Origin of the sequence: Embleya sp. NPDC020886, assembly GCF_044333915.1 — a bacterium.
In the GTDB taxonomy this organism is placed as follows: Bacteria; Actinomycetota; Actinomycetes; order Streptomycetales; family Streptomycetaceae; genus Embleya.
On record NZ_JBIRRX010000007.1, the window covers coordinates 422,884 to 435,242 of the forward strand.

The following is a 12,359-nucleotide window of genomic DNA, read 5'->3' on the forward strand; positions in this document are numbered from 1 at the left end:
ACCTGCTCCGTTCGGGTTCCCGCTGCCCGCTAGGACGCCTGCGCGGCGCGGAAGCCGGCCGCCAGGTCGGCGCGCAGATCGGCCAGGCCCTCGATGCCGACGGAGAGCCGGACCAGGCCCGGGGTGACCCCGGTGGCCAGCCGTTCCGCGTCGGTGAGCTGCGCGTGCGTGGTACTGGCCGGGTGGATCACCAGGCTGCGCACGTCGCCGATGTTGGCCAGGTGGCTGAACAGCGACAGCCCGTCCACGAAGCGGCGGCCCGCCTCGACCCCGCCCTTGAGCTCGAACGCGACGATCGCGCCCGCGCCGCGCGGCAGATAGCGCTTGCCCGCGTCGTACCACCGGCTGCTCGCCAGCCCCGCGTAGTGCACGGTCTCCACCTCGTCCCGAGCCTGCAACCACGTGGCCAGCGCGCTCGCGTTCGCCACGTGCCGCTCGATCCGCAGCGACAACGTCTCCAGGCCCTGGAGCAGCAGGAAGCTGGTCAGCGGCGCGATCGCGGCGCCCACGTCGCGCAACAACTGCACCCGCAACTTGGCGGCGTACGCGCCCGGGCCCAGGTCCGGCCAGTAGCGCAGCCCGTTGTAGCTCGCGTCCGGCTCGGTGAAACCCGGGAAGCGGTCCGGGTACGCGCCGAAGTCGAAGGTGCCACCGTCCACCACGATCCCGCCGATGGCGGTGCCGTGTCCGCCGAGGAACTTGGTCGCCGAGTGCACCACCACGTCCGCGCCGTGCTCCAACGGGCGCAGCAGGTACGGCGTGGGCACCGTGTTGTCCACCACGAGCGGCAGGCCCGCCGTGTGCGCGAGATCGGCGACCGCCGACACGTCGAGGACGTTGCCGCGCGGGTTGCCCAGCGTCTCGGCGAACAGCAGCCTGGTCTCCGGCCGGATCGCCGCGCGCCACGCGTCGAGGTCGTCCGGATCGTCGACGAAGGTGACCTCGATGCCCAGCTTGGGCAGCGTCCAGTGGAACAGGTTGTACGTGCCGCCGTACAACGACGAACTGGACACGATGTGGTCGCCGGCGCCCGCGAGGTTGAGCACCGCCAGCGTGGTCGCGGCCTGCCCGGACGCGGTTGCCACCGCCGCCACGCCGCCTTCGAGCGCGGCCACGCGCTGCTCCAGCGCGTCGGTCGTGGGGTTGTGGATCCGGGTGTAGATGTGTCCTTCCTCGGACAGGTCGAACAGCCCGGCGGCGTGCGCGGTGTCCTTGAAGACGAACGACGTGGTCTGGTAGATCGGCACCGCACGGGCCCCGGTGGTCGGGTCGGGCGAGGTGCCGGCGTGCACCTGCCGGGTCTCGAAGGACCACGCCGCGGGGTCGTCGGCAAGCCCGGTCTCGATCGTGGGCGGCGCGTCGGTTGCTTCGAGGGTCATCGGGAAACTCCTTGCGGGGTAAGGGAGTCGACGTGGTCGAGCGGGTTGTGGCGGATGGCGGGAGAGGCCACCCGGATGCGGCGACGAGCAGGGTCGCGCGACGGACGGCCACGGGGTCGAAGGCGCGGGTCGCCGCGGTCTCGGCCGCCCTGCGGGCGTGACGGTGCCCACGACCCGATCGGCGACGGGTGGTCGACGATCGGGTGAGGAGAGCGGCGGGAGACGGTGGACGACGCGGCCGCCGGCCGGACGAGACGCGGTCCACCCGGCTCGCGGGCGACGCGGTCGCCGTCGCGCGAAGCGCGGTTGATCGAGTCGGCGGGTCAGCGCCCGGACTCACACACCGCGCGAACCTCGGAGACCGAAGCGGTCACCCGGGTTCAGTGGCACATTCGACACGCCATGCTGGTCACGCGCACGAGATCCACGTGGCGGCGACTGACGAGCATGGGGCTGGGCATGGCCGCGAGTCTAGGCGGCCCGACCGGAATTGCGCCACGGGGTAGTTCGAAGCGGATGGGAAAGGCCGGGCCGGAAGCCGGCTGGACCGATGCGCCTTCCGCGTGCTTTCATCACCGCCATGACTTCGCGTCAGGTCGCTTCCGTGCTGCTCGACCCCTTCTGGGTGGGTCGACGAGCCGACCATTTCGACCAGACCTGTCGCTGAACCCCGCCGTCGTGCGGCCTCCCGCCGCCGAACGAGCACAGGCTGCCCACCCCGTAGACGCTCGTCGGTCCGGTGTGCCCGGACCCCGGCTGTACCGAGGACCCAGTCATGGCAACCAGCGCACCGCCCACCCTCCCCGTGATCGACATCTCCCGATTCGGCGACCCGACCGCCAACCGGGCCGACTTCCTGGCCGAACTGCGGCACGCCGCACGCGAGATCGGCTTCTTCCAGGTGGTCGGCCATGGTGTCGACCGGGAGCTGCGTGCCCGCGCCCTGGCGGTCTCCCGGCGCTTCTTCGCGCTGCCCGAGGCGGACCGGCTCGCGATCGAGAACGTCAACTCGCCGCAGTTTCGCGGCTACACCCGCACCGGCACCGAGTACACCCGGGGCGGCCCGGACTGGCGCGAGCAACTCGACATCGGCCCGGAGCGCGCGGCGCTCACCCTCGGCCCGGACGACCCCGCCTACCTGCGGCTGATCGGGCCCAACCAGTGGCCGGCCGCGCTGCCCGAGCTGCGCGAGACGGTGCTCGCGTGGCAGGAAGAGGCGCTGCGGGTCGGTCGCGAGGTGTTGCGCGCGCTGGCCGCGGCGCTGGGTCAGGACTCCGGCTACTTCGACGAGTGGTTCGACGCGGAGGCCGCGGTGCACGTCAAGGTCGTGCACTACCCGGGACGGCCGAGCGCCGACGTGGACCAGGGCGTGGGCGCGCACAAGGACTACGGCTACCTCGCGCTGCTGCAGCAGGACGACGTGGGCGGCCTCCAGGTCCGGGCTCGGGACGGTTCGTGGATCGACGTCGCGCCGCTGCCGGACGCGTTCGTGTTCAACATCGGCGAGATGTTGGAGATCGCCACGCGCGGCTACCTGCGCGCCACGCAGCACCGGGTGATCGCCCCACCACCCGGCGTCGACCGCTACTCGCTGCCCTTCTTCCTCGGTCCACGCCTGGACGCGGTCGTCGAACCGCTCACCCTGCCCCCCGAGTTGGCCGCCGTCGCCGACGGCATCACCGAGGACCCCGACAACCCCCTCCACCCCACCTACGGCGAAAACGCCCTGACCGGCTGGCTGCGCTCCCACCCACGAGTGGTCGCCCGCTGGTGGCCGGACCACCTCCCGCCGGAAGCGACCGGCCGGGTCGCGGCGGGTGAGGCCGAGTAGCCCGGCCGGCGTTCGAGGCCGAATAGCCCGGCCGGCTTCGAGGCCGGCCGGGCCGGAGGCCGAGACAACCCCGTCACCCCTCCGTGCTTGAGGCCACCGCCCGGGGGTACCAGCGAAGCTCCCGGGCCGGGCCGTCGGCCCGAACGCCTCCGGGAGGGACCATGACCGCCGATGAAGACGAACTCGTAGTCGTCGAACTCCACGTCAACGGCGAAGCCCGACTGCTCCGCATCGACCCCCGCGTCACCCTCTTGGACGCGCTGCGTGCCCACCTCGACCTGACCGGCCCCAAGAAGGGCTGCGACCTCGGCCAGTGCGGCGCCTGCACCGTGCTCGTCGACGGCCGCCGGATCACCTCGTGCCTGACCTTCGCCGTCATGTACGAAGGCCGCGAGGTGACCACCGTCGAGGGCCTGGGCGGCGACCCCGAAGGGGACCTGCACCCGGTGCAACAGGCGTTCGTCGACCACGACGCGTTCCAGTGCGGGTTCTGTACGCCGGGCCAGATCGTCTCCGCCGTCGCGCTCCTGGCCGAGGAGCACGCGGGCGACGACGACGAGATCCGCGAGTGGATGAGCGGCAACCTGTGTCGGTGCGCCGCATACCCCAACATCGTCGCGGCGATCGCCGCCGCGGCCGGACGGTAGGCCCCGATGCGCTCCTTCACGTACACCCGTCCGGCCGAACCCGAGCGACCCTGGGCCGAACTCGACCCGGACGCGATGTACATCGCCGGCGGCACCAACCTGGTCGACCTGATGAAGTGCGGCGTCGCCGCCCCGGCCCGCCTCGTCGACATCGGCCGACTCCCGCTCGCGGACATCGCGGTGGACGCGGCCGCGGACACACTCCGGATCGGCGCCCTGGTACCCAACAGCGACCTCGCGGCGCATCCGGTGGTCCGCGAGCGCCTGCCGGTACTCTCCCGCGCCCTCCTGGCCGGCGCGTCCCCGCAGTTGCGCAACCTGGCCACGCTCGGCGGGAACCTGATGCAGCGCACCCGGTGCGGCTACTTCCGCGACCTCGCGATGCCGTGCAACAAGCGTGTCCCCGGCTCCGGGTGTGCCGCGCTGGACGGCGAACACCGCGGTCACGCGGTGCTCGGCACGAGCAGTCGGTGCATCGCCACCCACCCCTCCGACCTCGCGGTCGCGCTGGTGGCCCTGGCGGCACGGGTGTTCATCGATGGGCCGAACGGCCCCCGCGTCGAGCCGATCGAGGCGTTCCACCTGCCACCGGGGGACACCCCCGAGCGGGAGACCACGCTGGGCCACGGCGAGTTGATCACCGCGGTGGAGGTCCCGCTGACCGCACTCGGCGCGAACTCGCACTACCTCAAGGTGCGCGAGCGGGCCTCGTTCGCGTTCGCGATGTGCTCGGCGGCGGTCGCACTGGAACTGCGCGAGGGCACGGTACGGGCCGCGCGGATCGCGCTCGGCGGCGTGGCGACCACGCCGTGGCGGGCGTACGCGGCCGAGGCGGCACTGGTCGGCCTGCCGCCGAGCACCGCCGCGTTCGCCCGGGCGGGGGACGCCGCCACGGACGGCGCCGTGCCGGGCCGGGACAACGGGCACAAGGTCGAACTGATCCGCCGCGTCGTCGCCCGCGCCCTGGGCACCCTGGTGGGCCCAGGCGGCGCCGAAGGCTTCGGTACCGCAGCAGGGGAGCAGCGATGAGCCCGAACGCCGGCCCGTGGATCGGCGCCGCCGAACCCCGCATGGACGGCCCGGTCAAGGTCACCGGCACCGCGATCTACACCGGCGACGTGGCACTGCCCGATCTCGCGCACGCGGTGCTGGTGCAGAGCACGATCGCCAAGGGCCGGATCACCGGGATGGACATCGCCGCCGCCGAGACCGCCCCCGGCGTGCTCGCGGTCTGCCCCTCCGACGGGTCGTTGGGCCTGGGTCGGGTCGCCTCGTACTACTCGGCCGACAACGGCCCGATGGGCGACGGCCGCTCCCCGCTGTCCGACGCGGTGATCCACCACCACGGGCAACACATCGCGATGGTCGTGGCGGAGACGCTCGAACAGGCGGTGGCCGGCGCCGAGCGCATCCGCACCCACTACCACCGGGAACCGCCGCTGGTCCGGATCGAGGACGCCATCCCGCAGACCCCGCCGGGCCGCGAGGACATCGTCCGGGGCGATCTCACCACCGGACTCGCGGTGGCCGACGTGACGGTGGAGGCGTACTACCGGACGCCGCCGCAACACATGAACCCGATGGAGCCGTGCACCACGACCGCGCACTGGGTGGGCGACCGGCTCACGGTGTACGACTCGACGCAGTACGTGAACGGGGTGCGGGACGCGTTGGCGACCGCGTTCGGGGTGCCGACGGCGCAGGTGCGGGTGTTGTCCGGCTTCGTCGGCGGGGGCTTCGGCAGCAAGGGCACGGTCTGGCCGCACGTGCTGCTGGCCGCCGCCGCGGCGCGCCTGGTTCGTCGGCCGGTGCGGCTCGCGCTCACCCGGCCGCAGATGTTCACCTCGTGCGGCACTCGGCCGGCGACGCGGCAGCGCATCGTGCTCGGCGCGCATCGCGACGGTCGGCTGACCGCGATCGGGCACGACGGCACGTCGGCCTGCTCGTTCGGGGAGAACGTGGTCGAGTCGACCGGTGGATCGACCTCGATCCTGTACGCCTGCCCGAATGTGAGCATCCGTCAGCGGATCGCGCGAGTGGACATGCAGGCGCCGACCTTCCAGCGGGCTCCGGGCCGGGCCCCGGGATCCTTCGCGCTGGAGTCGGCCCTCGACGAGCTGGCCCACGAACTGCACCTGGATCCCGTCGAGTTGCGGCTGCGCAACCACGCGGACACCGACCCGTCGTCGGGGCTGCCGTGGTCGGGCAAACACCTGCGGGAGTGCTACCGCGCGGGCGCCGAGCGGTTCGGCTGGGATCCGGGCGACCGCACCCCCGGTACCCGTCGCGAGGGCGACCTGCTGATCGGCAGCGGAATGGCGTCCGCGACCCACGAGATGGACCCCGGCCCGGCCTCGGCGTACGCCGAACTGCGGGTCGACGGCACGGCCGTGATCGGCGTCGCGTCGCACGACATCGGCACCGGGACGTACACCGTGCTCGGCCAGATCGCCGCGGACGTGCTCGGTCTGCCGCCGGAACGGATCATCGTCCGGCTCGGCGACAGCGAACTGCCGGACGCGCCGCCCTCGATCGGCTCGCAGACCGTCGCCTACGTGGGCCCGGCGATCCGGCGCGCGTGCGAGGCGGTCCGCGACGACCTGCTCGCGACGGCCGTCGCCGACCCCGAATCGCCGCTGTACCGCCGGGAGATCGGCACGATCGAGTTCGGCCCGCAGACGTTCGTCGCCGAACTGGCCCGGATCGGCGAGCCGTCCGTGTCGGGGGTCGGCCATCACCGACCCGATGCCAACTCGCGGTACGCGGTGCACTCCTTCGGCGCGCAGTTCGCCGAGGTCGCGGTGGACGCGCTCACCGGTACGGTCCGGGTGCGGCGGATGGTCGGCGCGTTCGACATCGGCCGGGTGATCAACCCGCGTACCGCGCGCAGCCAACTGCTCGGCGGGATGACCTTCGGCCTGGCCCAGGCGCTGATGGAGGCGACCGTGCTCGACCCGCTTCGCGGGCACGTGGTCGAGCCGCATCTGGCGGGCTACCACCTGCCGGTCAACGCCGACATCGGCTCGATGGACGTGCTTTTCGTCGGCGACCCGGACCCGCACATCAGCGACCTCGGCGCCCGCGGCGCGGGTGAGATCGGCGTGGTCGGCGCGGCGGCGGCGATCGCCAACGCGGTCTTCCACGCGACCGGGGTGCGGGTGCGTACGCTGCCGATCACACCGGATCGGGTGGTGACCGGCTCAGCCGTCGGCCCTTAGGGCGGCGTCGGACGGAGCGGGCTGCCCGGTCGGCGTCCGCTCCTCGGCCGCGGTCGTGCCGTCCGGTGTCGCGACCGGCAGGGTGAAGGTGATCCGGGTGCCGGTGGTGTGCTCGGGATCCAGCGCGATCGTGCCGCCGTGGAACTCGACGATCTTCTTGCACATGGCCAGACCCATGCCGCTGCCCGGATACGCGTCGCGGGTGTGCAGCCGCTGGAAGATCACGAAGATCCGCTCCGCCTGGGCCGGATCGATGCCGATGCCGTCGTCGGTCACCGAGATCCGCCACATCCCCGCGTGCTGCTCCGCGTCGACCACGACCCGCACCGGCCGGTCCGGCCTGCGGAACTTCACCGCGTTGGCGATCAGGTTCTGTAGGACCACCGACAACTGGGTGCGGTCGCCGCGCACGGTGGGCAGCGAGGTGTGGGCGACCTCGGCGCCGGCCTCGCGGATCGCGATGTCCAGATCGCCGACCACCGTCTCGTACACGGCGTTCAGGTCCACGGGGGTCTCCTCCACCGGTCCGCGGCCGACCCGGGAGAAGGTGAGCAGGTCGTCGATCAGGGCCTGCATCCGGACCGCGCCGTCCACCGCGAAGGCGATGTAGCGGTCGGCGCGTTCGTCCAAGTGGCCCTGGTACCGCTTCTCCAGGAGCCGGCAGAAACTGGCCACCTTGCGCAGCGGCTCCTGGAGGTCGTGCGAGGCGACGTAGGCGAACTGTTCCAGGTCGGAGTTCGAGCGGCGCAACTCGTCGGCCTGCTCGTCCAGGCGCCGTCGGGCGTCGTCGGAGAAGGCCAACTCGTCGGCGAGCCGGTGTCGCATCGCCTCCATCGCGTCGGCCAGCGCCCGCAGATCGGCCGGTCCGGTGGGGGCGATCGCATGCCCGAAGTCGCCTCGGGCAACCACGTTCGCATCGGCCACCAGTCGGCTCACCGGCAGCGTGACGCCGCGGCGCAGGCCCGCGAACACCATGATCGCGCCCGCCAGGATCACCAGCGCGATCGCGCCGAACACCCACGTTCGCAACGCGCGGACGTCCTGGAGGCCCGCCCGGGCGGCGTCGCGTTCGTGCCGGAGGCGGTCCACCTGGTCGCGGGTCGCCGCGCGTAGCGCCGCATAGGGGGAGGGGTCCGTGACGGCCGCGCGGACCTCCGCCGGCGGCGGTGTCCCGGGCTCGACGTTCAGGGCCGGGCGCACCACCCGGGCCTCCCAGGCCCGGGCGCGCTCCAGCACCACCCGCAGCCGGGCGGTCCCGGCGTCGTCGTCGCGCAACAACTCCTGAAGTACGGCGACCTGTTCGCGCTCGGTCTCGTGGCCGGCCGAATACCCCGTCTGGAGCGCTGCGTTGCCGGACAGGATCTGCTCCCGGATGGCGGCGTCCTGGTCGGCGTACGCGGTCTCCAGGCGCACCGCGGCGATCAGCGCGGGTGAACTGTGGTCGACCAGGCGCCCGTTGACCGAGGTCGAGCGGGTGAGCACCCAGGTACCCAGCAGCATGAGCAGGGTCAGTACGACCAGCGTCGTGGCCACGCCCACGAGCAACCACCGTCGGGTGTCCCACGTCCGCCGACGCACGAGGTCGCGCGTCGACCACCCCGATCGCGGATCGGCTTCGATCGCTTGCTCCACCACACCGTCCCCATCGTCACGAACCCGCAGCCGCGCCGGCCGTGAGCCCGGACATCGTACGAGGACCGATACCTGCCCGGATCGCGGATTCTTGCACCCGATCGGGGCGGTGGATCACACGCCGGTCGTGCGGGGCCGGATCGGCGATCAGGCGCCGGTGGTGGAGCCCGGACGGACGATCATCAGCACCGTCACGGTGGCCCAGAGCAGGTTGAAGACGCCGGTGGACATGGCCAGTCGCGCCGTGGCGCGGTGTGCGGCCGAGGGCGGGGCGGGCGCCGCGTCGACCGCGGACGTGGCGGCCATCGGTGCGGGCGCGGCCTCGGCCGTGCCCACGGCGGCGAGCAGCGCGTCCTGGCGGGGCAGTACGACCAGGGCCAGGAGCGCCGCGGCGAGCCCGGTCAGCACGATCGAGACGATCAGCCAGGTGTCGCCGAGCACGTCCATGTTCAGCGCGACGCCCAGGCCGAAGACCGGCACCACGACGCCGAAGACGGCGTAGATCCGGCAGATCCGGTGCAGGTTGTGCACGATCGCGTGGGCGCGTTGGTCGTGCGGATCCGCGAGCGCGTGCCTGGCGGCGGGCGGGAACATGCTCGCGGCGACCGTGACGGGTCCGATCGCGATGATTGCGGCGAGCACATGGATGGCGAGAAGGAACTTGGTCACGGACCGAGGCTAGGAGCGCCGGCGGGGCCGAACGAGTGGCAATAGTGACACTCTTGCGCGGATTCTCGCCAAGCCGATTCCGCCGGCATGCGCGGGTTTGGCGGGAATCGGGTGCACACCTAGATTATTGCCATGCATACCGTCGCCATTCTGGCCCTCGACGGCGTCATGGGCTTCGATCTGACCACGCCGATCCAGGTGTTCGGACGCACCCTGTTGCCGGACGGGCGGGCCGCCTATCGGGTCCGGGTCTGCGCGGTCGAGGCGGGCACCGACGTCGACGCCGGCGAGTTCACGATGCGCGCGCCGTGGGGGCTGGCCGAGTTGGCCGAGGCGGACACCATCATCTGTCCAGGTCGGGCCGACCCGAGCATGCCCACGCCCACGGCCGCGATCGCCGCGCTGCGCGTGGCGGCGGCGCGCGGCACCCGGATCGCGTCGATCTGCGTGGGCGCGTTCGTGCTCGCCGAGGCCGGTCTCCTGGACGGACTGCGGGCCACCACGCACTGGCTCGGCACGGCCACGCTGGCCGAGCGATATCCCGAGGTCGCGGTCGACCCGGACGTGCTCTACATCGACAACGGCTCGATCCTGACCTCGGCCGGTGCCGCCGCCGGCCTGGACCTGTGCCTGTACATGATCCGCCTCGATCACGGCTCGGCGGTCGCCGCGAACAGCGCTCGCGACGCCGTCATGCCGCTCGAACGCGCGGGCGGACAGGCCCAGTTCATCGTGCACGAACCGCCCGCCCCGGACGGCGCGAGCCTGGAGCCGCTGCTCGCCTGGCTGCGTGCGCACAGCGACCGCGAACTACTCCTGGAAGACATCGCCGCGCACGCCGGGATGAGCGCCCGCAGCCTGAACCGGCACTTTCGCGAACAGACCGGCACCACTCCGCTGCAATGGCTGCACCGGGTCCGGATCAGCCGAGCCCAGCACCTGCTGGAAACCACCGCCCACTCGGTGGACCGGATCGCCGCGCAGACCGGCTTCGGCTCGCCCACCGCCTTCCGCGACCGCTTCAAACGGGTCACCGGAACCACCCCACAGTCCTACCGCCGGGCCTTCCGCAGCCGCGACGACTGATCGCCGGGCGTAGCGGGCCGTCCTCGACGAGGCGTCGCACACCGTCGGACCGGTGAAGCGCGGCTCGGCGGGGCAGGACAGTCACGGTGGCTCCGGTCGGATTCGCCGGAGCGGGTCGACGCGGAGGGGACGGGTTCGAGGGATGACACTCGACGGTGCGCGGACTGCGGACGACGTGTGGTGGAAGTCCGCCGTGGTGTATCAGATCTACCCACGCAGTTTCGCCGACTCCGACGGCGACGGGATCGGGGACCTGAACGGCATCACCGCACGCCTGGACCACCTGTCGGACCTCGGGGTGGACGTGTTGTGGCTGTCGCCCGTCTATCCCTCGCCGCAGGACGACAACGGCTATGACATCAGCGAATACCGGGACATCGAACCGCTGTTCGGCACCCTGGCCGACTTCGACCGATTGCTCGCATCGGTGCACGAGCGCGGGATGCGGCTGGTGATGGACCTGGTGGTCAACCACACCTCGGACGAGCACGCGTGGTTCCGCGAGTCGCGCGAGGGGCCGAACAGCGCCAAGCGGGACTGGTATTGGTGGCGGCCGGCGCGCAAGGACGCGGGGTCGGCCGGGGCGGTGGGTGCGGCGGGTGCCGCGCCGAACAACTGGGGGTCGTTCTTCTCCGGGTCGGCGTGGCAGCACGATGCCGCGAGCGACGAGTACTACCTGCACCTGTTCTCGCCCAAGCAGCCCGACCTCAACTGGGAGAACCCCGAGGTCCGGCAGGCCGTGTACGCGCTGATGCGCTGGTGGCTGGATCGCGGGGTCGACGGCTTCCGGATGGACGTGATCAACCTGATCTCGAAGGACCCCGACCTGCCGGACGGCCTTCTGCACGGCGACGGCCCGTACGGCGACGGCTCGCCGTACTACGTCAGCGGCCCTCGGGTGCACGAGTACCTCCAGGAGATGCACCGCGAGGTGTTCGCCGGCCGGCCCGAACGCCTGCTCACCGTCGGTGAGATGCCCGGCGTGACGCTGGAGCACGCCCGGCTGTTCACCGATCCGGCCCGCGGCGAGGTGGACATGGTCTTCCAATTCGAGCACGTGGGCCTGGACTTCGGGCGAGACAAGTTCGACCTGCGGCCGCTGCGGCTCACCGACCTCAAGGCTTCGCTGGGCCGCTGGCAGAGCGGCCTCGCCGAGGTGGGTTGGAACAGCCTCTACTGGAACAACCACGACCAGCCCCGGATCGTCTCCCGGTTCGGTGACGACGGACCCGAGTACCGGGTGCGCTCGGCGACCATGCTGGCCACCGTGCTGCACCTGCACCGCGGCACGCCCTACGTCTACCAGGGCGAGGAACTGGGCATGACCAACGCCCCGTTCGCCACGATCGAGGACGTGCACGACATCGAGGCGCTGGGCCACTACGCGCAGGCGGTACGGGCGGGCGAGGAGCCGGCCCGGGTGCTCGACGGACTGCGCGCACGGGGCCGGGACAACGCCCGTACGCCGATGCAGTGGGACGCGTCCGAGCACGCCGGCTTCACCACCGGCACGCCCTGGTTGCCGGTCAACCCGAATCACACCACCATCAACGCCGAGGCGGCGGTGGCCGATCCGGACTCGGTCTATCACCACTACCGCCGACTGATCGCCCTGCGGCACAGCGAACCGGCAGTCGTGCACGGCGACTTCACCATGCTGCTCGCGGACGACGAACGGCTGTACGCATTCACCCGCCGACACCGGGGCACCACGCTGCTCGTGCTCGCCAACTTCACCGGCGAGACGGTGGCGCTACCGGCCGATCTGGCGGCGCAGGGGGCGCGGGCGCCGCTCGTACTCGGCAACGCGGGGCCGATCGACGCGCTGATATTGCGCCCCTGGGAGGCTCGCGTACATCGGCACGTGTAGCCAACCGGCACGCCGGATACAGACCGC

Annotated in this window: 10 protein-coding genes; 6 read left to right on the top strand and 4 right to left on the bottom strand. The window is 72.0% G+C overall.

Annotated elements, in window-relative coordinates; genetic code table 11:
• Positions 1-29: 29 nt before the first annotated feature.
• The gene (locus ACH4U8_RS25910) at positions 30-1,379 is read right to left on the bottom strand and encodes a bifunctional o-acetylhomoserine/o-acetylserine sulfhydrylase (protein ID WP_360324101.1); all 1,350 of its coding nucleotides are present in this window, start codon (positions 1,377-1,379) and stop codon (positions 30-32) included.
• A 380-nt stretch (positions 1,380-1,759) separates the two neighbouring features.
• Entirely contained in the window at positions 1,760-1,840 is an 81-nt protein-coding gene (locus ACH4U8_RS25915) for a putative leader peptide (protein ID WP_360324125.1), read from the bottom strand.
• Positions 1,841-2,154: 314 nt separating this feature from the next.
• On the opposite strand from ACH4U8_RS25915, the gene ACH4U8_RS25920 reads away from it, so the two are divergent.
• The 4 genes from ACH4U8_RS25920 to ACH4U8_RS25935 all read left to right on the top strand — a co-directional run bounded on the left by ACH4U8_RS25920 (position 2,155) and on the right by ACH4U8_RS25935 (position 7,075).
• Entirely contained in the window at positions 2,155-3,210 is a 1,056-nt protein-coding gene (locus ACH4U8_RS25920; RefSeq protein WP_395780499.1) for an isopenicillin N synthase family dioxygenase, read from the top strand.
• Between the two features lie 161 nt (positions 3,211-3,371).
• Positions 3,372-3,857 carry a (2Fe-2S)-binding protein gene (locus ACH4U8_RS25925; protein ID WP_360324105.1) on the top strand — a complete coding sequence of 162 codons (486 nt, stop codon included), beginning with the start codon at positions 3,372-3,374 and terminating at the stop codon, positions 3,855-3,857.
• A gap of 6 nt (positions 3,858-3,863) precedes the next feature.
• Positions 3,864-4,886: an FAD binding domain-containing protein gene (locus ACH4U8_RS25930; protein WP_395780501.1), complete on the top strand. Its 1,023-nt coding sequence runs from the start codon at positions 3,864-3,866 to the stop codon at positions 4,884-4,886.
• Positions 4,883-7,075 (top strand): xanthine dehydrogenase family protein molybdopterin-binding subunit, encoded by a 2,193-nt coding sequence (locus ACH4U8_RS25935; protein WP_395780503.1) that lies wholly within the window; start codon positions 4,883-4,885, stop codon positions 7,073-7,075. Before ACH4U8_RS25930 ends, ACH4U8_RS25935 begins: the two co-directional genes overlap by 4 nt.
• Here ACH4U8_RS25935 and ACH4U8_RS25940 read toward each other — a convergent pair.
• Both ACH4U8_RS25940 and ACH4U8_RS25945 read right to left on the bottom strand, forming a co-directional pair.
• Positions 7,058-8,614 carry an ATP-binding protein gene (locus ACH4U8_RS25940; protein ID WP_395780505.1) on the bottom strand — a complete coding sequence of 519 codons (1,557 nt, stop codon included), beginning with the start codon at positions 8,612-8,614 and terminating at the stop codon, positions 7,058-7,060. The genes ACH4U8_RS25935 and ACH4U8_RS25940 overlap by 18 nt on opposite strands.
• Positions 8,615-8,854: 240 nt before the next feature.
• On the bottom strand, positions 8,855-9,376 hold the full coding sequence (locus ACH4U8_RS25945; protein ID WP_395780507.1) for a protease: 522 nt from the start codon (positions 9,374-9,376) through the stop codon (positions 8,855-8,857).
• A 132-nt stretch (positions 9,377-9,508) separates the two neighbouring features.
• On the opposite strand from ACH4U8_RS25945, the gene ACH4U8_RS25950 reads away from it, so the two are divergent.
• Both ACH4U8_RS25950 and ACH4U8_RS25955 read left to right on the top strand, forming a co-directional pair.
• Positions 9,509-10,462: a GlxA family transcriptional regulator gene (locus ACH4U8_RS25950; protein ID WP_395780509.1), complete on the top strand. Its 954-nt coding sequence runs from the start codon at positions 9,509-9,511 to the stop codon at positions 10,460-10,462.
• Positions 10,463-10,604: 142 nt separating this feature from the next.
• Entirely contained in the window at positions 10,605-12,332 is a 1,728-nt protein-coding gene (locus ACH4U8_RS25955) for an alpha-glucosidase (RefSeq protein WP_395780511.1), read from the top strand.
• The last annotated feature ends 27 nt before the right edge of the window (positions 12,333-12,359 follow it).

Excerpts from the sequence above, each read along its gene's own strand:
- ACH4U8_RS25910 (WP_360324101.1), bottom strand. The coding sequence starts at position 1,379 with ATGACCCTCGAAGCAACCGACGCGCCGCCCACGATCGAGACCGGGCTT.
- ACH4U8_RS25915 (WP_360324125.1), bottom strand. The coding sequence starts at position 1,840 with ATGCCCAGCCCCATGCTCGTCAGTCGCCGCCACGTGGATCTCGTGCGC.
- ACH4U8_RS25920 (WP_395780499.1), top strand. The coding sequence starts at position 2,155 with ATGGCAACCAGCGCACCGCCCACCCTCCCCGTGATCGACATCTCCCGA.
- ACH4U8_RS25925 (WP_360324105.1), top strand. The coding sequence starts at position 3,372 with ATGACCGCCGATGAAGACGAACTCGTAGTCGTCGAACTCCACGTCAAC.
- ACH4U8_RS25930 (WP_395780501.1), top strand. The coding sequence starts at position 3,864 with ATGCGCTCCTTCACGTACACCCGTCCGGCCGAACCCGAGCGACCCTGG.
- ACH4U8_RS25935 (WP_395780503.1), top strand. The coding sequence starts at position 4,883 with ATGAGCCCGAACGCCGGCCCGTGGATCGGCGCCGCCGAACCCCGCATG.
- ACH4U8_RS25950 (WP_395780509.1), top strand. The coding sequence starts at position 9,509 with ATGCATACCGTCGCCATTCTGGCCCTCGACGGCGTCATGGGCTTCGAT.
- ACH4U8_RS25955 (WP_395780511.1), top strand. The coding sequence starts at position 10,605 with ATGACACTCGACGGTGCGCGGACTGCGGACGACGTGTGGTGGAAGTCC.